At 71.4% G+C, this 22787-nt stretch carries 24 protein-coding genes and 1 riboswitch; of the genes, 14 read left to right on the top strand and 10 right to left on the bottom strand.

What is annotated here, in order from left to right; genetic code table 11:
* Positions 1 to 96: 96 nt before the first annotated feature.
* Positions 97 to 193, bottom strand: a riboswitch (glycine riboswitch).
* Positions 194 to 232: 39 nt separating this feature from the next.
* Positions 233 to 1405: a MarP family serine protease gene (locus ASD93_RS04150; protein ID WP_056118910.1), complete on the bottom strand. Its 1173-nt coding sequence runs from the start codon at positions 1403 to 1405 to the stop codon at positions 233 to 235.
* A 127-nt stretch (positions 1406 to 1532) separates the two neighbouring features.
* Between ASD93_RS04150 and ASD93_RS04145 the strand changes: the two genes are divergently transcribed.
* Genes ASD93_RS04145 through ASD93_RS04120 form a run of 6 tightly spaced genes read left to right on the top strand, consistent with a single transcriptional unit; the run spans position 1533 to position 8211 of the window.
* Positions 1533 to 2255 (top strand): NrtR DNA-binding winged helix domain-containing protein, encoded by a 723-nt coding sequence (locus tag ASD93_RS04145; RefSeq protein WP_200950576.1) that lies wholly within the window; start codon positions 1533 to 1535, stop codon positions 2253 to 2255.
* 11 nt (positions 2256 to 2266) lie between these two features.
* Positions 2267 to 3619: a quinolinate synthase NadA gene (gene nadA, locus ASD93_RS04140; protein ID WP_056118906.1), complete on the top strand. Its 1353-nt coding sequence runs from the start codon at positions 2267 to 2269 to the stop codon at positions 3617 to 3619.
* Entirely contained in the window at positions 3616 to 5238 is a 1623-nt protein-coding gene (gene nadB, locus ASD93_RS04135; protein WP_056118904.1) for an L-aspartate oxidase, read from the top strand. Before nadA ends, nadB begins: the two co-directional genes overlap by 4 nt.
* Positions 5232 to 6104, top strand: coding sequence for a carboxylating nicotinate-nucleotide diphosphorylase (gene nadC, locus ASD93_RS04130; RefSeq protein ID WP_056118901.1), 873 nt, complete (start codon positions 5232 to 5234; stop codon positions 6102 to 6104). The genes nadB and nadC overlap by 7 nt, the downstream gene beginning before the upstream one ends.
* Before the next feature lie 14 nt (positions 6105 to 6118).
* Positions 6119 to 7264: a cysteine desulfurase family protein gene (locus ASD93_RS04125; RefSeq protein WP_056119226.1), complete on the top strand. Its 1146-nt coding sequence runs from the start codon at positions 6119 to 6121 to the stop codon at positions 7262 to 7264.
* The gene (locus tag ASD93_RS04120) at positions 7261 to 8211 is read left to right on the top strand and encodes a glycosyltransferase family 2 protein (protein ID WP_056118899.1); all 951 of its coding nucleotides are present in this window, start codon (positions 7261 to 7263) and stop codon (positions 8209 to 8211) included. The genes ASD93_RS04125 and ASD93_RS04120 overlap by 4 nt, the downstream gene beginning before the upstream one ends.
* A 3-nt stretch (positions 8212 to 8214) precedes the next feature.
* Here ASD93_RS04120 and ASD93_RS04115 read toward each other — a convergent pair whose 3' ends face one another.
* On the bottom strand, positions 8215 to 10239 hold the full coding sequence (locus ASD93_RS04115; RefSeq protein WP_082569174.1) for an ABC transporter ATP-binding protein: 2025 nt from the start codon (positions 10237 to 10239) through the stop codon (positions 8215 to 8217).
* Positions 10240 to 10295: 56 nt separating this feature from the next.
* Here ASD93_RS04115 and ASD93_RS04110 point away from each other — a divergent pair, with 56 nt between their 5' ends.
* The 3 genes from ASD93_RS04110 to ASD93_RS04100 all read left to right on the top strand — a co-directional run bounded on the left by ASD93_RS04110 (position 10296) and on the right by ASD93_RS04100 (position 12877).
* Positions 10296 to 10508, top strand: a complete 213-nt coding sequence (locus ASD93_RS04110) for a hypothetical protein (RefSeq protein ID WP_056118896.1) — start codon at positions 10296 to 10298, stop codon at positions 10506 to 10508.
* A gap of 182 nt (positions 10509 to 10690) precedes the next feature.
* On the top strand, positions 10691 to 12208 hold the full coding sequence (locus tag ASD93_RS04105) for a DHA2 family efflux MFS transporter permease subunit (protein ID WP_082569145.1): 1518 nt from the start codon (positions 10691 to 10693) through the stop codon (positions 12206 to 12208).
* Positions 12209 to 12298: 90 nt separating this feature from the next.
* Complete coding sequence (locus tag ASD93_RS04100) at positions 12299 to 12877, top strand: carboxymuconolactone decarboxylase family protein (RefSeq protein ID WP_056118893.1); 579 nt, start codon at positions 12299 to 12301, stop codon at positions 12875 to 12877.
* A gap of 15 nt (positions 12878 to 12892) precedes the next feature.
* Here the strand turns inward: ASD93_RS04100 and ASD93_RS04095 are convergent, their stop codons facing one another.
* Genes ASD93_RS04095 through ASD93_RS04085 form a run of 4 tightly spaced genes read right to left on the bottom strand, consistent with a single transcriptional unit; the run spans position 12893 to position 14948 of the window.
* A complete protein-coding gene (locus ASD93_RS04095; RefSeq protein WP_056118889.1) occupies positions 12893 to 13396 on the bottom strand; it encodes a hypothetical protein in 504 nt (167 codons plus the stop codon).
* Between the two features lie 31 nt (positions 13397 to 13427).
* Positions 13428 to 13550, bottom strand: a complete 123-nt coding sequence (locus ASD93_RS16235) for a hypothetical protein (RefSeq protein ID WP_264707852.1) — start codon at positions 13548 to 13550, stop codon at positions 13428 to 13430.
* A 45-nt stretch (positions 13551 to 13595) separates the two neighbouring features.
* Complete coding sequence (locus ASD93_RS04090; RefSeq protein WP_056118887.1) at positions 13596 to 14429, bottom strand: DNA-formamidopyrimidine glycosylase family protein; 834 nt, start codon at positions 14427 to 14429, stop codon at positions 13596 to 13598.
* Between the two features lie 42 nt (positions 14430 to 14471).
* Complete coding sequence (locus tag ASD93_RS04085) at positions 14472 to 14948, bottom strand: GNAT family N-acetyltransferase (protein ID WP_056118884.1); 477 nt, start codon at positions 14946 to 14948, stop codon at positions 14472 to 14474.
* A 372-nt stretch (positions 14949 to 15320) separates the two neighbouring features.
* On the opposite strand from ASD93_RS04085, the gene ASD93_RS04080 reads away from it, so the two are divergent.
* From ASD93_RS04080 to ASD93_RS04070, 3 genes are all read left to right on the top strand, one after another.
* Positions 15321 to 16265 carry an AraC family transcriptional regulator gene (locus ASD93_RS04080; protein WP_056118882.1) on the top strand — a complete coding sequence of 315 codons (945 nt, stop codon included), beginning with the start codon at positions 15321 to 15323 and terminating at the stop codon, positions 16263 to 16265.
* A gap of 39 nt (positions 16266 to 16304) precedes the next feature.
* Positions 16305 to 16745: a VOC family protein gene (locus tag ASD93_RS04075; RefSeq protein WP_056118879.1), complete on the top strand. Its 441-nt coding sequence runs from the start codon at positions 16305 to 16307 to the stop codon at positions 16743 to 16745.
* Between the two features lie 115 nt (positions 16746 to 16860).
* Positions 16861 to 17757 (top strand): formylglycine-generating enzyme family protein, encoded by an 897-nt coding sequence (locus ASD93_RS04070; protein WP_200950575.1) that lies wholly within the window; start codon positions 16861 to 16863, stop codon positions 17755 to 17757.
* 4 nt (positions 17758 to 17761) lie between these two features.
* On the opposite strand, the gene ASD93_RS04065 is transcribed toward ASD93_RS04070, so the two are convergent.
* Positions 17762 to 18250: a hypothetical protein gene (locus ASD93_RS04065; protein WP_056118877.1), complete on the bottom strand. Its 489-nt coding sequence runs from the start codon at positions 18248 to 18250 to the stop codon at positions 17762 to 17764.
* Positions 18251 to 18362: 112 nt separating this feature from the next.
* On the opposite strand from ASD93_RS04065, the gene ASD93_RS04060 reads away from it, so the two are divergent.
* Positions 18363 to 19097 (top strand): EI24 domain-containing protein, encoded by a 735-nt coding sequence (locus ASD93_RS04060; RefSeq protein WP_082569143.1) that lies wholly within the window; start codon positions 18363 to 18365, stop codon positions 19095 to 19097.
* On the opposite strand, the gene ASD93_RS04055 is transcribed toward ASD93_RS04060, so the two are convergent.
* The 3 genes from ASD93_RS04055 to ASD93_RS04045 all read right to left on the bottom strand — a co-directional run bounded on the left by ASD93_RS04055 (position 19094) and on the right by ASD93_RS04045 (position 21339).
* A complete protein-coding gene (locus ASD93_RS04055; protein WP_056118874.1) occupies positions 19094 to 19543 on the bottom strand; it encodes an SRPBCC family protein in 450 nt (149 codons plus the stop codon). The genes ASD93_RS04060 and ASD93_RS04055 overlap by 4 nt on opposite strands.
* Entirely contained in the window at positions 19540 to 20274 is a 735-nt protein-coding gene (locus ASD93_RS04050; RefSeq protein ID WP_056118872.1) for a hemerythrin domain-containing protein, read from the bottom strand. Before ASD93_RS04050 ends, ASD93_RS04055 begins: the two co-directional genes overlap by 4 nt.
* A gap of 96 nt (positions 20275 to 20370) precedes the next feature.
* Positions 20371 to 21339, bottom strand: a complete 969-nt coding sequence (locus ASD93_RS04045) for a hypothetical protein (protein WP_056118869.1) — start codon at positions 21337 to 21339, stop codon at positions 20371 to 20373.
* A 63-nt stretch (positions 21340 to 21402) separates the two neighbouring features.
* Here ASD93_RS04045 and ASD93_RS04040 point away from each other — a divergent pair, with 63 nt between their 5' ends.
* Entirely contained in the window at positions 21403 to 22779 is a 1377-nt protein-coding gene (locus tag ASD93_RS04040; protein WP_056118866.1) for a pyridine nucleotide-disulfide oxidoreductase, read from the top strand.
* Positions 22780 to 22787 lie beyond the last annotated feature (8 nt).

The raw sequence follows: 22787 nt of genomic DNA, 5'->3' as shown, positions 1-22787 counted from the left end.
CGCGCTCACCCTCACCTGGCAGGTTTCGATACGGCGGCTGGGCCGCCTACTCAACCCGATTTCTTGCTTCGCTCGAAATCGCTTTCCAGAGTCGGCCTCACCCGAGCGGTACGCGTACCTGAGAGATTGGCGGGGAGGCTTGCTCCTTCGGTGCTCGACATGACTGCTGCCGAGGCTCTCCCGCACGGGTCGTTGGCCGGTATTTACTTGCCGTGCCAGCATAGCGGTCGCGTCAGCCGATGCAGCGACCCGACGGAACCTGGTCGGTCAGGGAGGGTGCCTGCGCGGCCACCGGTGTCAGCTCGGCCATGGTCATCGCGTACCCGCGCTCGGCGTCGTTCTCCGCACGGGCGAACACGACCCCGGCGACGGCTCCGTCCTCGGTCAGCAGCGGTCCGCCGGAGTTGCCGGGGCGCACGGCTGCGCGGAGGTCGTAGATCTCCCGCGGCGCGGCGCTCTCGTCATAGATGTCGGGGATCGGCACGGTGCCCGCCGAGAGCACACCCGCTCCGACCATCGTGAAGGGACCACCCAGCGGATACCCCTGCACGACGGCCGGCGAACCTGCGGGTAGCGTCGTCGCGAACGGGAGCGGGGCGACGCCGAGCCCGTCCACGGCGATCACGGCGAGGTCGTCGACGGGGTCGAAGTAGACGATGCGGCCCTCGCGCGCGGCGACGCCGGGGAGCTCGACGAGCGGACGCTCCACTCCCGCGACCACGTGCGCGTTGGTCACGATGCGGTCGGGCGCGACGACGAACCCGCTTCCGGTCGAGCTGCGGCCGCACGAGAACGCCGTGCCCGACACCCGGGCGACGGATGCCGCGGCCGTGGCGAGCTCCGGATCGGCGAGGTCGACGGGCGGGATGTCGACCGGCGGCGAGTCGAGCAGGTCGCCGAGCGCGGGCAGACCCTCGTCGAACACGAACCCGCGCAGCTCGGCGAGCGCGGTGGCCACCGGCGGCGGTGTGAGGCGATCGATGGTGCGCAGCACCGACGAGGACGAGAGCGCGGTCGAGACGACGGGCATGCCGGTCGCCGCCAGACTCGACGCGGCGAGTGACAGCGTGAGCGCGGCGACGACGACACCCGCGACGCCGCCGAGCACGCGGTCGACGGCGCGCAGTGGACGCACCTTGTCGACTCCGCGTCGCAGCGCCGACCCTGCTGCCGAGCCCAGTGCCGCGCCGCCGATCACGAGGGCGGCCGCGGTGGCGAGCAGGATCGCCGGCCGCCACTGCTGCGACGGGAGGGCATCGTTGACGATCGGCACGAGCCAGAACGCCGCGGCGGCGCCCAGGACGAGTCCGGCGAAGAGGCCGATGCTCCCCGACAGACCCCGGACGATACCGGCGGCGAGGCCGAGTGCGAGGAGGACGAGGAGGAGAACGTCGACGACGATCATGCTTTCCTCCTCGAGGCCTGGGCGAGCGGGCGCGGAGCGATCAGCGTACGCATCGAACCTGTGTGACGACCCCGGTTTGCCCTTCGTGTCACAGTGACACTAAGATGGAGGCGAACTAAAGGTCACCATGACAAGAACCAGCATCCTCCCCGCCGTCGATTCCGACGATTCGGCCACCGCCGCCGCGACGCGCGTCGCGGTGTCGACGGTCATCTTCGCGCTCCGTCGCGCCCCCGGGGCCGACGCCGCGCGCGTCATGCTCCCGCTCGTGCGCCGCACGCGCGATCCCCACGAGGGGCATTGGGCGCTCCCCGGTGGGTGGCTCGACGCGATCGAGGGACTGGAGGCCGCGGCGTCGCGCACCCTCGGCGAGACGACCGGGCTGGCGCCGAGCTATCTCGAGCAGCTCTACGCCTTCGGAGCAGTGGACCGCTCCCCCACGCGTGTCGTGTCGATCGTCTACTGGGCGCTCATCCGGCCCGACGAGGTGCCCGACGAGCGTGTCGAGAACGTGCAGTGGTTCGATGCCGCGACGCTCCCCCGACTGGCCTTCGACCACAACGAGATCGTCGACTACGCCCTCTGGCGCCTGCGCAACAAGGTCGGCTACAGCCGCATCGCGCACGGCCTGCTCGCCGATGAGTTCACCCTCGCCGAGCTGCGCGAGGTCTACGAGTCGATCCTCGACCGTCGCCTCGACCCGGCGAACTTCCGTCGGCAGGTCGAGAACTCGGGCACCCTCATTCCCACCGATCGCTTCCGCACCGGCAGCCACCGGCCCGCACGGCTGTACCGCTACAACCAGGACGTCGAGCTCGCCGATCGCGGCCCGCTCGGCGTCCGCCAGTGAAAGAAGCCGCCATGGCCGCCGTCAACGTCACCCTGCAGCCCCGCCCCGAGTCCGACGCGTCCGTCGACCATGCGATCCAGGCGATCGTCGCGGGTGCGTCCACGGCGGAGACGTGCAACACGGACCTCGCGTCGGGCCCGTGGGACTTCGACATCCGACCGGGTTACGGGCCGGGCTCCTCGATGGGCGACGTGATCCCGACCGGCTCGCCGCGTCAGGGCGAGCTGCCGCGCGAGTACCGGGAGGCCGGCGAGGAGGAGCTCTCCGCGCGCATCCGTGCCGCGAAGGCCGCTCTGGGCGACCGCGTCGTCGTGCTGGGGCACTTCTACCAGCGCGAAGAGGTCGTGGTGCACGCCGACTACGTGGGCGACTCCTTCCAGCTCGCGAACGCGGCGCTCGAGCATCCGGATGCCGAGGCGATCGTGTTCTGCGGAGTGCACTTCATGGCGGAGACCGCCGATCTGCTGTCGCGCCCCGAGCAGTCCGTGATCCTTCCGAACCTCGCCGCCGGGTGCTCGATGGCCGACATGGCCGACATCGACCAGGTCGAGGACTGCTGGGAGCAGCTCGCCGAGGTCTACGGCGACATGGGTGCTGTCGACGAGAACGGACTGGTCCCCGTCGTCCCGGTGACCTACATGAACTCGTCCGCGGCCATCAAGGGCTTCGTCGGGCGCCACGGCGGCATCGTCTGCACGTCCTCCAACGCCCGCACCGTGCTCGAGTGGGCCTTCGAACGCGGGCGCCGCGTGCTCTTCTTCCCCGATCAGCACCTCGGCCGCAACACCGCCAAGGCGATGGGCGTGCCGATCGAGCAGATGCCGATGTGGAACCCGCGCAAGCCGCTGGGCGGAGCATCCGCCTCCGAGCTCGACGCGGCGCGCGTGATCCTCTGGCACGGCTTCTGCTCGGTGCACCGACGCTTCAGCGTCGAGCAGATCGAGCAGGCCCGTGCCGAGCACCCCGGCGTGCGCGTGATCGTGCACCCGGAGTGCCCGATGGAGGTCGTCGACGCCGCCGACGAGTCCGGTTCGACCGACTACATCCGCCGCGCGATCGAGGGGGCGACCACCCCCACCACGTTCGCCATCGGCACCGAGGTCAACCTCGTGCAGCGCCTGGCCGCCGCCAATCCCGAGCACGAGATCTTCTGCCTCGACCCTGTCGTGTGCCCGTGCTCCACCATGTACCGCATTCACCCCGGGTATCTCGCGTGGGTCCTCGAGGGGCTCGTTGCAGGCGAGGTGCGCAACCGCATCGTCGTCCCGCAGGATGTGGCCGAACCCGCGCGCCTCGCCCTCGAGCGCATGCTCGCGGCCAAGCCGCCGGCGGCGCCCGCCGCCGCGTGGGAGAACGCCTCATGACGGTGCCGGTGCACGCCGTCGTCGTGGGCAGCGGGATCGCCGGGCTGACCGTCGCCCTCCACGCCGTGGATCACGGGTGCCGTGTGACCCTGGTCACGAAGGACGTGCTCGAGCACGCCAACACCCGCTATGCGCAGGGCGGCATCGCGGGCGTGATGTTCGACGACGACCGCGTCGAGGACCACATCCGCGACACCCTCGTGGCCGGCGCCGGTCTGAGCGACCCCGCCGCGGTGCGGGTGCTCGCGGAGGAGGGCCCCGCGCGGATCCGAGAGCTCATCGACCTGGGCGTCGCATTCGACCGCGATGCCGACGGCGGATTCGTCAAAGGCCTCGAGGCCGCTCACTCGTACCCGCGCATCCTGCACTCGGGCGGCGACGCCACGGGCACCGCGATCGAGAAGGCGCTGGTGGCCCGGCTCCGCGCCAGCGACGTGCGCGTGATCGAGCACGCGTTCCTGATCGATCTCGTCGTCCGGGAGGGGCGCGTGAGCGGCATAGAGCTCCTCGTCGGCGACCGCGCGGCCACCCGGCTCTCCCCTGCCATGCGCGGCCGTCGCGAGACCATCGACGCCGACGCCGTCGTGCTGGCCACGGGGGGCGCCGGCGAGCTGTACGCCCACTCCACGAACCCTGCCGTGGCGACGGGCGACGGGATCGCCGCCGCACTCCGCGCCGGGGCGGAGGTGCGAGACCTCGAGTTCTTCCAGTTCCACCCGACGGTCCTGCCCGGATGGGACGGGGCCCACGAGCCCGCGGCCCGAGACGCCTTCCTCGTCTCGGAGGCCGTGCGCGGCGAGGGCGCGACACTGATCGACGAGACCGGTCACCGGTTCGTCTTCGACGTCCACCCCGACGGGGAACTCGCACCCCGAGACGTCGTCGCCCGTGCGATCGCCCACCGCATGGAGCTGCAGGGCGGCCGCCCGGTCCGCCTCGATGCGACGCACCTCGCTGCGGCCGGCGACGACAGCGCGGCGTTCCTCGCGCGGCGCTTCCCGACGATCGACCGGGCGGTGCGCGACCGGGGTCTGGACTGGGCCCGCGAGCCCATCCCCGTCACGCCCGCCGCCCACTATCTGATGGGCGGCGTGACGACTGACCTCGTCGGACGCACGACCCTCCCCGGCCTGTACGCGGTCGGCGAGGTGGCTCGCACCGGCGTGCACGGCGCGAACCGGCTGGCCTCGAACTCGCTCCTGGAGGGTGCCGTGTTCGGCTCGCGGGCGGGCGACGCGATCGCCCAGGACGCGGCATCCGGCAGCTGGACGACGGCCGCCGTCCGGACGGCGGCCGACCTCCGCGCCGAGCCGCCGGCCGGGGACGCCCCCGCGTTCTCGCGCGCTGCCCTGCAGACGCTGATGTGGGACGAGGCCGGGCTCGTCCGCGACGAAGCGGGTCTCGGACACGCCGCCGCGGTGATCGCGCGCTGGCGAGCCGGCATTCGCGCGCCGCAGACCGAAGCGGAGTACGAGGACGAGAACCTGCTCGTCCTCGCCGAGTCGCTCGTCGCCGCGGCGCGCGCTCGGCGCGAGTCCGTCGGCGCACATTTCCGCCGCGACGCGGCCCCCGCTCCCGCAGCCACCGTCCCGACCGCACAGGAGACCGTCCCATGCTGACCCGCGCCACGATCGACCGGACCGTCGCGGCGGCGCTGGAGGAGGACGCCCCGTGGGGCGACCTCACGAGCGAGTACCTCATCGTCGAGATGGCGACCGCTCGCGCCGACCTGGTCGCGCGCGAACCCGGCGTCTTCAGCGGTGGTGAGGTGTTCGCCGCGGCGTTCCGGCTGATGGATCCGCGCATCGAGGTGCAGCTCGTCGTCGAGGACGGCGAGTGGTTCGAGCCCGGCGCCGTGCTCGCGGTCGTCACGGGGCCGGCACGAGGCGTGCTCACCGCCGAGCGGGTCGGGCTCAACTTCGTCCAGCGGATGTCGGGCACCGCCACCCTGACGGGCCGATACGTGGCGGAGGTCGCCCACACCCGGGTCCGCATCGCCGATACGCGCAAGACCACACCGGGTCTGCGCGCGTTCGAGCGCCAGGCCGTGCGCGACGGCGGCGGCCGCAACCACCGCTGGTCGCTGTCGGACGCCGTCATGGCCAAGGACAACCATCTCGCCGTCCTCACCCGATCCGCGCCGGGCGCCTGGGGCCCGTCCGTGACGGCGGCGCTGCTCGCGGCGAAGGACCGGCTCCCGCACACCGCGCACCTGGAGGTCGAGGTCGACCGGCTCGACCAGATCGAGCCGGTGCTGGCCGCGGGAGTGGGCACGATCATGCTCGACAACTTCTCGCTGGACGATCTGCGCACGGGCGTGGCCCTGATCGCCGGGCGCGCGACGGTCGAGGCGTCCGGCGGCGTCTCGCTCGATACCGTGCGCGCGATCGCCGAGACCGGCGTGGACGTGATCTCGGTCGGCGCCCTCACACACTCGGCGCGCGCGCTGGACCTCGGCCTCGACGTCCGCATCGACGCACCCTGAGGCCTGCGATGGGCATGCTGTATCTCGACAACGCGGCCACCACCCCGGTGCGACCCGAGGTGCTCGAGGCGATGATGCCCTACCTCACCCGCCGATTCGGCAACCCGTCGAGCCACCACTCCGTCGGCGAGGACGCCGCGGCTGCACTGACCGACGCCCGTGCCCGCGTCGCGCGGATTCTCGGGATGCGCGCCGGCGACGTGGTCTTCACCTCCGGGGGGACCGAGGCCAACAACCTCGCCGTGAAGGGCATCGCGCTCGGCCGCGCTCAGCAGGCCGGCTCGCGCCACGTCGTGACGACCCCGATCGAGCACGAATCGATCCTCGAGTCCGCCCGGTACCTCGAGCGCCTCCACGGGTTCGAGGTGACGCTCGTCGACGTCGACAGGCGGGGGAAGCTGTCGCCGGATGCCGCCGCCGCGGCACTGCGTGAGGACACGGCCCTCCTCAGCATCGGGTACGCGAACAACGAGGTCGGGACAATCCAGGACGTCCCGGCGATCGCCGCAGTCGCACGAGAGCGCGGCGTGCCGGTGCACCTCGACGCCGTCCAGGCCGCCGGGTGGCTGCCGCTGTCGGCCGCGGAACTCGGGGTCGATGCGATCTCGCTGGCGGGCCACAAGCTCGGCGCCCCCAAGGGAACCGGGGTGCTCGCCGTGCGCGGGCGCGTTCCCCTCGAGCCGCTCCTCCACGGCGGCGGGCAGGAACGCGGGCGCCGCAGCGGAACCGAGGACGTCGCCGGCGCGGTGGGCCTGGCGACCGCGCTCGAGCTCGCCGAAGCCGGGCGGGCCGCGGCATCCGCTCGCGTCACCGTGCTGCGCGACCGCTTCGTCGCCCAGGTGCTCGCCGCGGTGCCGTCGGCCGCGCTCACCGGCGATCCCGCGGATCGTCTGCCGGGAACGGCGAGCTTCACCTTCGCCGGCACATCGGGCGAGGCGGTGCTGCTCGAGCTCGAGCGCCGCGGAGTGGTCTCGTCGAGCGGGTCGGCGTGCGCGGCCGGCAGTGACGAGCCGTCGCACGTGCTCGTCGCGATGGGGATCGCACCGGAGGTCGCGCAGACCGCGGTGCGCTTCACCTTCCCGGCTGCGCTGGACCAGCCGCTGGACGCCGTTGCGGCGGCGGTCGCGGCATCCGTCGCCGCTGTACGATCGGGCGGGTGACCCTGCCGCTCGAGCCCGTCGTGACCGTCATCGTCCCGGGGTACGACGTGGCCGAGTTCGCACGAGAGGCCGTCGACTCGCTGCGCGCGCAGACGCTCACCGCGTGGACCGCGATCCTCGTCGACGACGCCTCGACCGACGGGACCGGCGCGATCTTCGACGAGGCCGCTGACGCGGACGGGCGGTTCCAGGTGGTGCACCACGCCACGCGCCGCGGCCTCAGCGCCGCGCGCAATACGGGCCTCGACCTGGTGGAGACCCCGTACGTCGCCTACCTCGACGCCGACGACCGGTACACGCCGCGGGCACTCGAGCGCCTCGTGAGCACGATCGAGCGCAGCGGCAGCGACCTGGCGCTCGGCGCGTACGTGCGTCTGCGCCCCGACGTCGCCGGAGGCTACACGGCGGGCCCGGTGCAGCCCTGGGTCGCGGCGGCGACCGCCCCCGAGCGTCTGGCCACGACCCTCGAGGCGCACCCCGAGGCATCCGGCAACATCGTCGCCTGGTCGAAGGTGAGCCGCCTCGACCTGTGGCGCCGCGAATCGCTGCGGTTCCCCGTCGGGAAGGCGTACGAGGACCAAGTCCTCGCGCAGCAGCTCTACACCCGGGCACGCTCATTCGATGTCATCCCCGACGTGGTCGTGGAGTGGCGCGAGCGGGCGGACGGGTCCTCGATCACGCAGCAGAAGTCCGCGCTTCCGGTGCTGCGCGACTACCTCGAGGCCCTCGCCGGCGGAATCGCGGTGCTGGATGCCGCCGACCGGCCGCGCGCCGCGGCGGCGCGGGTACGGCTGATCCTGTCGATGGATCTGCCGCCGCTCGTCGAGATCGCCCGCGACCATCCCGACGGGGAGTATCGCCGGACGCTCGGCGAATTCGTCCGCGATCTGCGGGGCCGCTCGACCGACGGACCTTCGCCCGCCGTCCTCGAAGCCGCCGCCTGGTAGGCCTCAGGTGCCGGGTACCCCGGGAGTCGGCACCCACGGCTCGGCGGCGACGTCCACGACCCGGGGTGCGACGTCGGCGCGCGATGCGCCCTCCGCCGGCGGGCGGTCCGCCCGGCGATCCGGATGGTCGGCGGGCTCGTCGGACGCCTCGGCCTCGAGGATCCTCGACGCGGCGAGCTGCTGCGCCGCGAGCTCGGCGTACAGGCCGTCCGCCGCGATGAGCGTGGCATGCGTGCCCGACTCGACGATGCGCCCGGCCTCGACGACATGGATGACATCCGCGGCGATCACCGTCGACAGCCGGTGGGCGATCGACAGCGTCGTACGGCCGCGCGCCGCCGCATCCAGCGCCTCCTGCACTACGCGTTCCGAAACGGTGTCGAGCGCGGAGGTGGCCTCGTCGAGCAGCAGCACCGGAGGGTCCTTGAGCAGCACGCGCGCGATCGCGATGCGCTGCTTCTCGCCGCCCGAGAGCCGGTAGCCGCGCTCGCCGACCACGGTGTCGTAGCCGAGCTCGAAACCTTCGATGATGTGGTGGATGTTCGCCGCGCGGCAGGCGGCCTCGAGCTCGGCATCCGTCGCGTCGGGCTTGGCGTACCGCAGGTTCTCGCGGATCGTCGCGTGGAACAGGTAGGTCTCCTGCGAGACGATGCCGACCTGGTCGATGATCGACTCCTGCTGCAGCCCGCGCACATCCTCGCCCGCGAAGAGGACGGAGCCGCCAGATGCCTCGTACATGCGCGGCGTGAGGTAGAGCACCGTCGTCTTCCCCGCACCGGACGGCCCGACGAACGCGACGTGCTGGCCGGGCTCGGCGGTGAAGGTCACTCCCTGCAGCGTCGCACGGGAGTCGGGCGCGGCATCCGGATACCGGAACACCACGTCGCGGAACTCGATGCGCCCGAGCGGGCCGGGAGCCTGCTCGACCGGGATGGCGTCGGGAGCGTCGCGGATGGCGGGCTCGAGGTCGAGGTACTCGAAGATGCGGGCGAACAGGGCCGCGGAGGTCTGCAGATCCAGACTGACCCGCATGAGACCCATGAGCGGCATGAGCAGGCGGGCCTGCACGGCGGTGAACGCGACCACGGTGCCGGCGGTGATCACGGCGTCGCCGCCGGTGATGAAGTAGCCCGCGACCAGGTAGATCACGGCGGGCACGCTGGCCATGAGCACCTGCACGACGGCGAAGAACCCCTGCCCGCTCATGGCACGGCGCACCTGCAGGCGCACCTGGTTGCGGTTCTCGTCCGCGTAGCGCGCGGACTCGGCGCGCTGGCGGTTGAACGACTTCGACAGGAGGATTCCGGACACGCTCAGCGTCTCCTGCGTGATGGAGGTCAGCTCGGACAGCGACTCCTGCGTCTCGCCGGCGATACGGGCGCGCACCTGGCCGACGCGGCGCTGCACGACCACGAGGATCGGCATGAGGACCACGGCGATGATCGTCAGCCGCCAGTCGATGATGATCATCGCGACGAGGGAGGCGAGGACCGTGACGACGTTGCCGAGAATGCTCGTGAAGGTGTTGGTGAGCACCCCCGACACCCCGCCGACGTCGTTCTGCAGTCGCGACTGGATCACCCCGGTCTTGGTGCGGGTGAAGAAGCCGAGCTCCATCGCCTGCAGGTGATCGAACAGCTTCACCCGAAGGTCTCCGGTGACGCGGTTGCCGATCGTGGAGGTGAACCACGTCTGCAGCACGCCCAGGCCCGCCGAGATCAGGAACAGCAGCACCATGACACCCACCAGGCGCCACAGCAGCGGCATGTCCGGGGGCGAGCCGTCGGTCGGGAACAGCGCGTCGTCGAAGATGCGCTGCACGATGAGGGGCGGGATGACGGCGATGCCGGCGCCCACCACGACGAGGACCGCCGTGAACGCGAGCGACCACGTGTAGGGGCGGAACAGCTCCACGACACGGCGTCCGAGATGCGGAATCCTCGGAGCCGCCGCGTTGAGCTTCTTCTGCGCGTCGATGTCGACTCCGCGGAAGCCCGGATGGCCTCCGCCGCCCCCACCACCGCGCATGCTCACCTTCGCCAGCCTAGTGACGGTCTCCCCCACCCCGGCGCTAGGCTGACGGCATGACCTCCACGCCCGAGACCCCCGCCCACGACGGTTCCGACCTGGCGGCGCTCCGCGAGGAGATCGACGCCCTCCAGGCCATCCCCGAGGAGGAGCTGCTCAACCCGCTCCCCCGCGCCGTGGAGGAGCGGGAGCCGACGCCGCACTCGACGGACGCGATCGGCTCCGAGAAGTGGGACCGACCGGCGTCCGAGGAGACGCTCGAGAACTGATCTCCGCTCCCCCGGAGCGCCCCGCCCGAGGGCGGACAGATCCGGCGCCTGCGGGAATGTGGTGTCCGGGCCCGCCGTTACCCTGAGGGCTTGCCGTTTTCGCACGGCCGCTTCGCCATCCACGCATGGCTCCCTCGCCATCTCCGCATGGCCACCTTTCGAACTCATTCAGGAGACGACCCATGGCCGCCACCGACATCCAACCCACCACCGGCAGTGCGAACCTGACCGCGCCGGCCACCCCCACCCTCGGCCCGCGCGAGAGCCGCGTCATCTGGCTGCTCCTCGCGGCCGCCTTCGTCGCGATCCTCAACGAGACCACGATGGGCGTGGCGATCCCCCACCTCATCACCGATCTCGGCATCACCGCGCTGTCCGCGCAGTGGCTGACGACCGCCTTCATGCTGACGATGGCCGTCGTCATCCCCATCACGGGCTTCCTCCTGCGCCGCTTCACGACCCGCGCGATGTTCATCGCCGCGATGGGCCTCTTCTCGCTGGGCACCCTCCTCGCCTTCCTGTCGCCCGGCTTCACGATGCTGCTCATCGCGCGCGTCGTGCAGGCCTCCGGAACGGCGATCATGATGCCGCTGCTCATGACGACCCTCATGACGGTCGTGCCGGCGGCCATCCGCGGCCGCATGATGGGGCGCGTCAGCATCGTCATCTCGCTCGCCCCGGCGATCGGGCCGACCCTCGCCGGCGCGATTCTCAACAACTTCGAGTGGCGATGGATCTTCGGCATCGTGCTCCCGATCGCCGTGGTGGCCCTGTTCGTCGGCGCGCGGTGGATCCACAACCTGGGCGAGACGACCCACGCCCCGATCGACGTCCTCTCGGTGATCCTCTCGGCCCTCGGATTCGGCGGGCTCGTGTTCGGCCTGAGCCAGCTCGGCGCCGGCGGGCACGGGAGCGGAGCAGATGCCGCGGCCGCCAGCGCCGCCTCGACCACGACGCTCGTCGTTTCGCTGGTCGTCAGCGTGATCGCGCTCGGCCTGTTCGGCTGGCGCCAGGTCGTCCTGCAGCGCTCGGACGACGCGCTGCTCGATCTTCGCGTCTTCCGCAGCGCCAACTTCTCGCTCTCGATCGGGCAGATGGTGATCATGTCGATGGCCTTCTTCGGCGCGATCACGGTCGTGCCGCTCTATCTGCAGGACGTCCTGGAGGTCGATCCGCTCACCGCCGGGCTCGTCGTGCTCCCGGGCGCCCTGGCCATGGGCCTGGCCGGTCCCTTCATCGGCCGCGTGTACGACCGCTGGGGCACGACGGTGCTGCTGGTGCCCGGCGCCGTGATCACGAGCGGGATGCTCTGGTTCTACACGTCGTTCGGCACGGAGACGCCCGTGTGGCTCGTGGCCGTCGCGCAGACGGTGCTCTCACTCGGCCTGGCGCTGTCGTTCACGCCGCTGTTCACGGCGTCGCTGGCATCGCTGCAGCCGAAGTTCTACTCGTACGGGTCGGCCGTGGTCGGCACGGCGCAGCAGGTCGCCGGGGCGGCCGGCATCGCACTGATGTTCGGTGTCATGGCCTCGGCCTCGGCCGCCGCTACCGCCTCGGGTGCCGACGCCGCAGATGCAGGCGCGGCAGGCACCCATGCCGCCTTCCTCACGGCCGCGATCCTGTCGCTGCCGCTGCTGGTGGGAGCGTTCCTCGTCCGCAAGCCCGCCGAACAGCCGATGGGCGCGACGCCCGCGCACTGAGTCCGGTATCACCGCGATGCCCCGCCCCCTCGACCGGGGGTGGGGCATCGGGCATTCTGGGTGTCCTCCACCCGACCACAGGAGGCCACGATGATCGTCCAGACTCCCGAGCCCGATCAGGCGACCGGGCATGCGTCAGACATGTACGCGGGCGACGTGGCCGATGTCGGCTTCGTCTTCACCCATACGCGGGCGATGGCGGTGAATCCCGACGCGCACGCGGCGTTCGAGTCCCTGCTGAAGGCCGCGGTCCCCTCGATCGGACTGCGCACCTACGAACTCGCGACGCTCGGCGCGGCCCGTGCGATCGGATCCTCGCACTGCCTGCTCGCGCACGGCCGCAAGACCCTGCGCGCCGGACTCATGGAGGAGGCGCAGCTCGAGCGACTCGCCCGCGACTACACCGACGCGGGTCTGAGCGAGGCCGATGTCGCGGTGATGGCGTTCGCGGAGCGTCTGTCCACCGAGCCGCAGAGGATGACGGATGCCGATACCCTGCGGTTGCGCGAGGTCGGCTTCACCGACCGGCAGATCGTCGACATCACGATTGCGGCATCCGCCCGCAACTTCCTCAGTCGCATGCTCCTGGCGCTCGCGGTGCCGGTGGATGAGGTGCCCGGCCTGTCCCCCGCCCTCGTCGAGGCGCTGCTGTCGCCGCTGGAGGAGTGAGAGCCGGTCGCCGCGTCAGTGGTGGATGACGGCCTTCATCAGGATCAGCACACCGCCGAACGCCGCGGTGAGCAGAGCACTGAGCAGCCGTGGCCACCAGTGGGTGCTCCAGCGGGCGACGGCGATCCAGCCGAGCGCGCCGAGGATCAGCGTGTTCACGATCAGCGCCAGCCAGAGGGCGGTGTCGTCGTCGATCACGCGCGTGCTGCCCAGAAGCAGAACGAGGAGGGGCGCGATCGCGGCCAGCACCATTCCGCTGGACTGGTGTGCGGCCGAGGACAGACTCGCACGGAGCCCCGAGTGGCCGTCGGTGGCGGCGAGGCGGCCGAGGGTGCCGGCGTAGACGTGCGCGGCGAAGAACACGAGCACGGTGACGAGGACCGTGATGAAGGCGCCCCAGGAACCGTCGCCGGCGCTGACGACGATCATGCCCGACACGAGGATGAGGCCGTAGATGGCCTCCTCGGTCATGAGCACTCGGGCGACGCGCGGAGTGATGTGCAGCTGATCGTCGGTCATCGCAGGTCAGCCTCTCGCGACGGGGCGGGACTCAGACGGTGCTGCAGCTGCCGCCGCCGCAGCACGACCCTGCGGACTCCACGACGGTGAGAAGGTTCTTCTCGTCGGCGATGGGCTGGAGGGTCGCGGGGGCCGGGGTCTGCGAAGTCGTCATGCCGCCATGCTACCTGCGCCGGAGAGGCCGGAGCCGCACATCGGCTCAGAGCACCGACCCGCCGGTCTGACAGGTCGGGCAGTACTGCGCGGTCGTGCTCGCGAAGGAGAAGTCGCGGATCGTGTCGCCGCACACCGGGCACGTCTCGCCCGCACGCCCGTGCACCCGCATCGCCGCCACCTTCGCTGCCTTGAGCTCGTGGATCGGGATGCCGCGCCGGGCGTCGATCGCACCGCGGACCGTGCCGACGGTCGCGGCGTACAGCCTCTCTCGCGCGTCGGCGTCGAGCACGGACGCGTGCACGACCGGCGACACCTTCGCCGTGTGCAGGATCTCGTCGGAGTACGCGTTGCCGATGCCGGCCAGCGACTCCTGCTCCTGGAGGATCGCCTTGATCTGCTTGCGCCGGCCGCCGAGGGCCACGTCGAAGTCATTCGGCGAGAAGGCCGAGCCGGCCGGATCGGGACCGAGTTTCGCCACCGCAGGGACGGCGATGGCGTCGTCGACCACGTGCAGGCCGAGTGACACCCACGTGCCGGCATCGGTCACCTCGATGGTCTCGCCGCCGTCCAGAACGAACAGCGCGAGCGCCGGAGGCGCATCCGCGACGGCAGGCGCCTCGTCGCCGGGCTCGCGCCAGCGCATCCAGCCGTGGCGACCCAGAGACACGACGAGCGTGGTGTCGTCGCTGAAGGCGAGCGCGACGTGCTTGCCATGGCGCTCCGCCCCGGTGATGGGCATGCCCGCCAGAGTCGACGGCGGCGTCTGCCGCGTCTTGACGGTGCGGAATTCGAGTACGTCGACCTCGCCGACGCGACGCCCCACCGCGCGTTCCTCGAGGAACTCGACGAGGGCCTGGACTTCCGGCGACTCCGGCATGCCCCCATCTTGGCACCGGCCGCCGACATCGACGGCAGGACCTCAGGCCAGGGACTTGCGCAGGAACACCTGCTCGATGCCGTCGTCGCCCTCCACCCGCGTGGTCTCGCGGTAGCCGGTGCGCGCATAGAGACGCAGGTTGGCTTCGCTGAGAGACCCGGTGAAGAGTTCGGCTTCGCGGCATCCCGCCTCGCGTCCGCGCCGCTCCACCGCCTCCAGCAGCCTGCTGCCGATGCCCCGTCCCTGCACGTCCGGCGCGATCGCGAGCCGCCCGATGAGGAGAAGATCCCCGTCGGCGCGGGCGCGGACCGCGCCCACCATCCGTCCGCCATCGCGGGCCACGCACCCGAGGTTCTCGACCAGCTCGGCCCGCAGCTCCTCGAGGGACTGGGTGAGCGGTGGCATCTGAACGCTGTCGTAGATCAGCGCCTCCTGCACGAACGCGGCCCGTTGCAGGGTGAGCGTCTCCCCCGCGTCCTCCTCGGCGATGGCGCGGATGTCGATGTCGTCGGCCGGCATCCCCCTTGTATACGGGGGTCGCGGCCGGCCGCGGTACCCCTTGACACCCGACGGGGTCGATCGGATTCCGTGTGCGCCGCCCGCATGAGGGGCAGCGCAGCTCCGACTCCGCGGCGAATCGCTAACCCGTCGCCTGCCGACAAGTCAACCCCCTGTACGCATTCAGGATTTCGACGGATGCTGTCCTGCTTCCCCTCGGACACCCCCTGCTTCCCCTCGGACACCCCGGAGTCACCCCGTGCAACACCCCGCCCTCGCGCCCTGCCCAGGCGCCCCCGTATCGTCGCGTCCGGAAGGGCGCGCATCGCGTCGACCCGATCGCGCATGTCGCCCGCCGATCGTGCTCCGCGGAGTGGCCGGGACACTGCGGTGATGGCCGACGAGATCCGCTGGCACGCTTCGCGGACGTCGAGCCTCGCCGAGGCGCAGCAGTCGATGAACGACCTGTACTCGACGTCGATGGACCTCGCCGCGACGCCCGACCGCCGTTTCGCCTACGCGATGTCGGCCGCGATCGACGGCTCCGTCTCGGTCGCCTCGCTCCGTTTCGATGGCCGATGCCGATCGGGCACCGAGGCGTTCTCCGACCTGATGGTCGCCCATGCCGTGCGCGGCACGCATCGCTGGCGCGTCGGCGACGAACGCGGGAACGGCTCGGTCCCCTTCCTGATCCCGCCCGGCGTCGAGATGCGCGTCGAGTTCACGAATGCCCACATCCGCACCGTGGGGTTCGACACGGCGTACGTGCGCGAGGTGGCGGAGTCGCTCAACGGCACACCGAACGCCTCCTTCCGGCTGGACGGGATCAACACCCACCGGCGTCATCCGGCCCTCGTGGGCGAGGCCGTCGCCAGCCTCGAGGCGATGGTGCGGTCGGACTCCGCGCTGCGCGATGCCGCGCTCGTGCGCGCCCAGGTGCGCCGCCACGCCGTCGTCTCGATCCTCAGCTCCTACCCGCTCGTCGACCTGGACCGGCACCCGGATCGCGGCATCCAATCCCGTCGCGTGCGGCTGGCCATCGCGTTCATGGAGGCGCACGCGCACGAGCCCATCACCGTCGGAGACGTCGCGGTCGCCTCGGCCACGACGACGAGGTCGCTGCAGTCGGCCTTCCGGCGGGCGTACGACATGACGCCGATGCAGTATCTGCGGCGGCTGCGGCTGCGGCTCGCGCGCGAAGAGCTGCTCGCGTCGACGGATCCGCGGCTGTCGGTGCGCGACGTCGCCTTCCGATGGGGATTCGCGCATCCCGGACGCTTCGCGCAGCAGTACGCCGCGGCCTACGGCGAGCACCCCTCGACGACGCTGCGCCGATAGCCCTCGCCCCTGTCGGCGGTGGCCCGTAGCATCACGCGCATGGGCGTGCGCAGTCTGGAACACATCGGCATCATCGTCCGCGACCTCGATACCGTCGCGGACTTCTTCGAGCTCCTCGGCTTCGAGTGCGGCGAGCGGGCGGTGGTCGGCGGTGAGTGGGCCGACCGCGTCAACGGCCTCGCCGGCACCGAGGTGGAGATGGTGTTCGTCACCGCTCCCGACGGTTCGGGCGCGATCGAGCTGTCCCGCATGATCTCCCCAGCGAGCGTCGAAGAGCCCGCCGTCCTGCCCGCAGACGCCCTCGGCCTGAGGCACCTGGCCTATCGCGTCGACGGACTCGAGCCGCTCCTGAAGCGCGTGCGGGCGGCCGGCTACGGTCTCGTGGGCGAGGTCGTGAACTACGAGGATGTGTGGCTCGTCTGCTACGTGCGCGGTCCCGAAGGGATCATCGTGGAGCTCGGCGAGCGCCTCGACGTGTAGGTTGCGTCGAGGATCGGTCGCCGGTTCGCGCCCCGCGGTTCGCCCGCGCTCCCCCGAGAAGCTGGAGAGATCGATGACGGATGCCGCATCCCCGGCGATCGCTCGAGTGAGCGACATGGTCCTGCTGCCCGGCGGGTCGTTCCCGATGGGCAGCGACGACTTCTACCCCGACGAACAGCCGGCGCACGAGGCATCCGTCGACGCCTTCTGGATCGATCGCCGCCCGGTCACGAACGAGGACTTCGAGCGATTCGTGACCGAGACCGGCTACGTGACGGTCGCCGAGCGCGCGCTCGACCCCGCTGAGTTCCCGGGCACGCCCGTCGAGGATCTCGTGCCCGGATCGCTGGTCTTCACGCCGACGTCGGGCCCGGTCGACCTGCGGGACTGGCGCCAGTGGTGGCGGTGGCAGCCAGGCGCATCCTGGCGTCACCCGGAGGGACCTGAGTCCTCGATCGAGGGCCGGTCGCAGCATCCGGTCGTGCACGTGGCGTTCGCGGATGCCGACGCCTACGCGACGTGGGCAGGGAAGCGCCTGCCGACTGAGGCCGAGTTCGAGTACGCCGCGCGCGGCGGCGGCGACCCCGGCGGTGCGTTCGCGTGGGGCGACGACCCCTTCCCCAGCGGCGAGCCGCGGGCGCACACGTGGATCGGACGCTTCCCGTACGAGATCGGCGCCGCGTACGCGGGAACGACCGCCCCGGTGGGCTCGTTCCCCGCCAACGATTTCGGGCTCGTCGACACGATCGGCAACGTGTGGGAGTGGACGGCGGACTACTACTCGCCCCGGCACCATGTCGGTGGCGCACCGGTCGCCCGCGACGGCCGGATCGACCTGCTCGCGGCGTCGAGCGCCGAGTCCGGGTCGCGCATGCCGAGGCGCGTGCTCAAGGGAGGCTCGCACCTGTGCTCGCCCGACTACTGCCTGCGCTTCCGGCCGGCTGCCCGGTCGCCGCAGGCCGAGGACTCCTCGACCACGCACATCGGGTTCCGCTGCGCGCGCGACGTGTGAAGCACTAGTCAGCGAGCTGGATCGTCTCGGGCAGGTCGTCACCGCTGTCCAGCGCGACGCGGTGCAACGAGTCGCCTTCGCGCGCATAGATGCCGGCCACCGCTCCCGTGACGTAGTACTGCGAGGCGGCAGCCCCTTCGAGCATCGTGGGCGTGAGGAACAGCGCGTACTGGCCGCCGCTCACCAGGTACGGCGCGGTCATCTGCCTCACCTCGACGACGTCTCCGGGCTCGATGGCGCTCGCACCGCCGGCGACCTCGGCCCCGAGCTGAGGGTTGGTCGGGGCGCTCTCGACGACGACCGAAGACACCGTCGAGTCGCCCTCGATGCGCTGCCGTGCGACCTCGCCGAGCACGATGGCTGAGCTGTCCGCGGCGAGCGCGTCGATGCTGTCGTAGAGCTTGTGACGGCTGCCCGACGATCCGCCCGTGCACGCCGTGAGTGCGCATGCCGCCGCGAGGACGGCTGCCGCGATCATCGTCCGTGTGCGCATCGTGCTCCCGTGCTCGTCGCGAGCGGTTTCTGTGACGGACACCCTATCGGGGCGTGCGGTCACGCTCATGCCCGATGGCGTCTCTCCGCGGGAACGCACCTAGGCTGAACGGATGCGCGAATTCCTCCGAGGGGCCGCCCTGCTCGGGCGCGGTTTCGCGTACTGGCGGAGACGACCGGGCCTCATGGCGCTCGGTCTCGTCCCCGCGGCGATCGTCGGGGCGCTGTTCCTGGCGGGGCTGATCACCCTCGGCGCTTTCCTGCCGGCGCTCACCGAGGCGATGACGCCGTTCGCCGACGGCTGGCCCGGCCTCTGGGCCACCGTCGTGCGCGTGACGGTCGGCACCGCGGTCTTCGCTGCCGCGCTCGTGCTCGTCGCGGTGTCGTTCACGGCGCTCACCCTCGTGGTGGGCGATCCGTTCTACGAGCGGATCTGGCGTGCCGTCGAAGCGGATGCCGGCACCCCGGTCACCGAGTCCCCCTACGGGTTCTGGAGGTCGGTGGCCGACGGCCTCTGGCTCATCGCGCGCGGCATCGGCATCGCCGTGGTCGCGACGCTCATCGCGCTCATCCCCGCCGTGGGAGGCATCCTCAGCACCGTCTTCGCGGTCGCGTGCACCGGATGGCTGCTCGCCGACGAACTGACCTCCCGCGCCCTGATCGCGCGCGGCCTCTCGCCGCGGGATCGTCGCGCGCTCATGCGCCGGCACCGGGGACGGATGCTGGGATTCGGCGTCGCGACGCAGCTGTGCTTCCTGGTGCCGCTCGGCGCCGTCGTCACGATGCCCGCCGCGGTGGCCGGTGCGACGCTGCTCGGCCGGGAGACCGCGGCCGCGCCGTCGGCTTAGCGATCCTCGGCGTCCAGCAGGCGAGTGAGGCCGCGGAAGTCCCGCAGGAGAATCCGCCGCCAGACGAAGGCGGGCAGGAGCGCAGTGAGGGCGAGCCATCCCCCGATGTCCCCCTCGTAGCGCGCGTGCACCCGCGTGCCTCCGCGCTCGGGCACGCAGACGTATTCGACGCGGGAGTTCCACGGCGCGCTCGAATGCCAGACGATGCGCTCGCCCGGCACGACGCTCTCGAGGACGTCGGCGAACCGGATCCGGAACGGACCGATGCGGTCCACCGCCCACCAGCGGCTGCCCACCTCCGCCGGCCCGTCACCGATCCGCTGCCGGAACTCCACCGCGGGCGCAAAGGCCGGCCAGCGACCGGGATCGGCAAGATAGGGGTACACCCGCTCCGGCGCATGGGGCAGGTGTGTGTCGAGCACCACGCGCTTCCACACGGTCGTCACACCATCGACGGAACCGGACGATCGGGGTACAGCTCGCGCATCGCACGGTCGTACTGCCGCTTCATCAGCAGCGAATAGAGCAGACGGATGGGCGCCGGGATGTTCGCGCGCATCCATTCGTGGCGCTCATCCTCGGGAACGCTCGCGATGAGCAGGCCGGCCTGCAGCGCCATGATGTCGTTGCCGAGCTCCCTGCGGTGCTTCGCCAGTGTCGCGCGCGTGTGATCCTCCATCCAGTCCCACTCCTGCTGCGACAGGAGCGCGCTGGCGAGGGGCATGATCTCGTACTCCTCGTGTCCGAGGTGCGTGAAGAGCGTGTCGCGAAGGGTCTCGATGTCACGTGCGAAAGCCTCGCCGAGCTCAGGATCCGCACTCGCGACCCACGGAGCCAGCTGCGGCTCGATACGGGCGAGCTGGGCCGCGACCTCGGCATGCTGCGCACGCATCTGATCGACGTGCAGCGCGCACCCCGGGTCGCGCGTCGTGAGCTTGTCCCACAGCGCCATGTCCTCGGTCTCGTGATGCATGTGGAGGGCGAAGAAGTCGAGGTGCGCATAGCGTCCGACGATCGCCGAGCGCTCGGTGTCGCCGGGCACGACCTCCCGGATCAGCCCGGGAAGCTCGCGATAGAGCCAGCGGAAGATGCGATGCACGAGGATCAGCCCGGACGTGTCGCAGCCCGGCTCCTGCCCGGCGGGCATTGAGCCGGAGGACGGCAGCTTGGTGACCATGTCCCACCCCCAGTGGTGGCGCCGATGGCCGCCGGGATTCCCATGCCCGCGGCGACAGCCGAACCATACACCCGCGACCGCGGTGCGCACAGCCGGTCAGTGAGCGGCATCCCACCAGTCGAGAACGCGCGTGCCCATCAGGGTGAGCCACTTCGAGGACTCACCCTCCGGGACATCGACGTCGAACCAGGTGCGTCCCGCGAGCGGGGTCGTCTGCAGCCAGCGACCGTCGGACTGCCGGGCGGCGCGCACGAGGTCGATCGCGTCGGCGAGACGGGGATCGGGCACCCCGCCGTCGTGGAGCGTCGCGGCACGGAAGAAGTCGAGGGCGAACAGCGCACTGTAGCGGTGGCGGTTGGGGTAGACGAAACGCCGCACGAAGTCGCCGACCGGCTCGCCCGTGCTCGCCCGGTAGAGCAGGCGGCGTTCGAGCAGGTACTCCTCACCGCGGTGACGGGCCTCGCTCAGGCTCGTGTCGCCGGTGAGCTGCTCGTAGGCGAGCAGGCCGCGCAGCGCGTTGAGCGTCGAGTGGAACGACGAGCGGGTCGAGTTGCCCTCTTCGGCCTCGCAGTTCCATCCCCCGTCGGCGAGCTGGTGGTCGGGGAACCAGGCGGCGAGCGCCGAGACATCCGCTCCCAGCCACGCACCGGTCGCGAGGGTGTACGAGTTGATGCACACGTCGATCTCACCGCCCCAGTACGGCAGGTCGTCGTAGTCCCAGCGGCTGTTCGCCTCGAGCCGGGCCGCGGTGTCGCCGAGGGCCGCGGCGTCCGCGCCCCATTCGCGCAGGTCGCGCAGCACCCAGGTCGTCGCGATCCACGGCTGCCCCGGCTGGTTCGGCTCGTCGCCGTCGAAGAAGCCGGCCGGGAAGAAGGAGCCGCCCGCCCACTGGCCGTCAGCGTCCTGCTCGGCCAGGAGCGCCGCCCCGAAGCCCTCTGTCGCCACTGTCGCGCGCGTCGCCCGCCAGACGTCGTCGGGGGCAGCGAGGAGATCGCGCTCGACCTGCCATCGCAGGGCCGGGTCGGAGTCGAGCAGCCAGTCGCGAAGAGTCGGAGAGATCGACATGCGAGAACGGTAGCGAGCGGCGCAGACATTGACGCGTCCCCCGCCGACTGCTCTCATGAGCGCATGGAGTCGGTCGTCGATGTCGACTACCTCGTCGTCGGAGCGGGCGCGATGGGGATGGCGTTCGTCGACGCCCTGATCGCTGCGGACGAGACGGCGACGGTCGCGATCGTGGATCGCCGGCACGGGGCGGGGGGCCACTGGCTCGACGCGTACGGCTTCGTGCGGCTGCATCAGGCGTCGGCGTTCTACGGTGTCGCCTCGACGCTGCTCGGCGGCGGACGCGTGCAGAGCGACGGTCCGGAGCGCGGCCTGCACGAGCGCGCGAGCGCGCCGGAGGTGTGCGCGTACTACGACAACGTGCTCGCCGGGATGGTCGCGACAGGCCGCGTGGCGTTCCACGGTCGGTGCGAGTACGCCGGCGGCGGCCGGTTCGCCTCCCTCGTCAGCGGCGCGCGGTCCCACGCCCCGCGCGCACGGGTGGTGGATGCCCGATACCTCGCGCCCAGCATCCCGTCGCTCTCACCCCCGCCGTTCGCGGTCGAGGCGGGCGCCCGGGTCGCCGCCGTGAACGATCTGGTGCGCGTCAACGATGCGCCGCCGCACTATGTCGTCGTGGGAGCGGGAAAGACCGCGACCGACACGTGCGTGTGGCTCCTGCAGCAGGGAGTGCCGCCGAACGCGATCACGTGGGTGAGGCCGCGCGATCCGTGGCTGCTCAATCGCGCGGTGGTGCAGCCCGACCCGGCGATCTTCCTCGGCATGGCCGCCGACACGATGGCGGCCGCAGCGCAGGCATCCAGCGCCGACGAGGTGTTCCTGCGGATGGAGGCTGACGGGATCATGCTGCGCATCGACCCCGCAGTGACTCCCACCATGGCGAAGACCCCGACCCTGGCGATGTGGGAGCTCCAGCTCCTGCGCACCATCGACGACGTCGTGCGACGCGGGCACCTGCGCAGCGTCGCCGCCGGACGGCTGCGATTCGACGACGGCGACGTGAGGGTGCCCGACGGTGCTCTCGTCGTGCACTGTGCGGCCGACGGCCTCAAGTACCCGGGTCTGCGCCCGATCTGGACCCCCGAGACCATCACCCCGCAGCCGGTGCGGGTCGGCTTCCCCTGTTACGGGGCGGCACTCGCCGGCCACGTCGAGGCGACCCGCGACGACGACGCCGAGAAGAACCGCGTATGCCGACCCTCCCCCTACTCGAACACGCCGGCGGACTGGGCCGCGATGCAGGTCATCGGCGGGGACGCGTCGCTCGCGATGGCTCACGAGAGCGACCTGCGGGAGTGGTCGAACGGCACGTCGCTCAACCCCGTCCGGGTCCCTCCGGATCGCGCCGCCGACCCGCAGGTCGCCGCGGCGCGGGCCCGACTGAAGGAGTGGATCGGTCCCGGACGGGCACGACTGCTCGAGCTGGCGGCACAGGCGTAGCGCTCGCG

Source organism: Microbacterium sp. Root180, assembly GCF_001428485.1.
In the GTDB taxonomy this organism is placed as follows: domain Bacteria; phylum Actinomycetota; class Actinomycetes; order Actinomycetales; family Microbacteriaceae; genus Microbacterium.
Note: the sequence above shows the minus strand (reverse complement) of the source record. Positions and strands in the feature narration are given on the sequence as shown.

What these genes read in the sequence shown, in the direction of transcription:
- ASD93_RS04100 (WP_056118893.1), top strand. Translation starts at nt 12,299, where the DNA reads ATGATCGTCCAGACTCCCGAGCCCGATCAGGCGACCGGGCATGCGTCA.
- ASD93_RS04125 (WP_056119226.1), top strand. Translation starts at nt 6,119, where the DNA reads ATGCTGTATCTCGACAACGCGGCCACCACCCCGGTGCGACCCGAGGTG.
- ASD93_RS04060 (WP_082569143.1), top strand. Translation starts at nt 18,363, where the DNA reads ATGCGCGAATTCCTCCGAGGGGCCGCCCTGCTCGGGCGCGGTTTCGCG.
- ASD93_RS04075 (WP_056118879.1), top strand. Translation starts at nt 16,305, where the DNA reads ATGGGCGTGCGCAGTCTGGAACACATCGGCATCATCGTCCGCGACCTC.
- ASD93_RS04085 (WP_056118884.1), bottom strand. Translation starts at nt 14,948, where the DNA reads ATGCCGGCCGACGACATCGACATCCGCGCCATCGCCGAGGAGGACGCG.
- nadC (WP_056118901.1), top strand. Translation starts at nt 5,232, where the DNA reads ATGCTGACCCGCGCCACGATCGACCGGACCGTCGCGGCGGCGCTGGAG.
- ASD93_RS04115 (WP_082569174.1), bottom strand. Translation starts at nt 10,239, where the DNA reads ATGCGCGGTGGTGGGGGCGGCGGAGGCCATCCGGGCTTCCGCGGAGTC.
- ASD93_RS04070 (WP_200950575.1), top strand. Translation starts at nt 16,861, where the DNA reads ATGGTCCTGCTGCCCGGCGGGTCGTTCCCGATGGGCAGCGACGACTTC.
- ASD93_RS04080 (WP_056118882.1), top strand. Translation starts at nt 15,321, where the DNA reads ATGGCCGACGAGATCCGCTGGCACGCTTCGCGGACGTCGAGCCTCGCC.
- ASD93_RS04050 (WP_056118872.1), bottom strand. Translation starts at nt 20,274, where the DNA reads ATGGTCACCAAGCTGCCGTCCTCCGGCTCAATGCCCGCCGGGCAGGAG.
- nadB (WP_056118904.1), top strand. Translation starts at nt 3,616, where the DNA reads ATGACGGTGCCGGTGCACGCCGTCGTCGTGGGCAGCGGGATCGCCGGG.
- ASD93_RS16235 (WP_264707852.1), bottom strand. Translation starts at nt 13,550, where the DNA reads ATGACGACTTCGCAGACCCCGGCCCCCGCGACCCTCCAGCCCATCGCC.
- ASD93_RS04045 (WP_056118869.1), bottom strand. Translation starts at nt 21,339, where the DNA reads ATGTCGATCTCTCCGACTCTTCGCGACTGGCTGCTCGACTCCGACCCG.
- ASD93_RS04090 (WP_056118887.1), bottom strand. Translation starts at nt 14,429, where the DNA reads ATGCCGGAGTCGCCGGAAGTCCAGGCCCTCGTCGAGTTCCTCGAGGAA.
- ASD93_RS04145 (WP_200950576.1), top strand. Translation starts at nt 1,533, where the DNA reads ATGACAAGAACCAGCATCCTCCCCGCCGTCGATTCCGACGATTCGGCC.
- ASD93_RS04065 (WP_056118877.1), bottom strand. Translation starts at nt 18,250, where the DNA reads ATGCGCACACGGACGATGATCGCGGCAGCCGTCCTCGCGGCGGCATGC.
- ASD93_RS04095 (WP_056118889.1), bottom strand. Translation starts at nt 13,396, where the DNA reads ATGACCGACGATCAGCTGCACATCACTCCGCGCGTCGCCCGAGTGCTC.
- ASD93_RS04105 (WP_082569145.1), top strand. Translation starts at nt 10,691, where the DNA reads ATGGCCGCCACCGACATCCAACCCACCACCGGCAGTGCGAACCTGACC.
- ASD93_RS04150 (WP_056118910.1), bottom strand. Translation starts at nt 1,405, where the DNA reads ATGATCGTCGTCGACGTTCTCCTCCTCGTCCTCCTCGCACTCGGCCTC.
- ASD93_RS04040 (WP_056118866.1), top strand. Translation starts at nt 21,403, where the DNA reads ATGGAGTCGGTCGTCGATGTCGACTACCTCGTCGTCGGAGCGGGCGCG.
- nadA (WP_056118906.1), top strand. Translation starts at nt 2,267, where the DNA reads ATGGCCGCCGTCAACGTCACCCTGCAGCCCCGCCCCGAGTCCGACGCG.
- ASD93_RS04110 (WP_056118896.1), top strand. Translation starts at nt 10,296, where the DNA reads ATGACCTCCACGCCCGAGACCCCCGCCCACGACGGTTCCGACCTGGCG.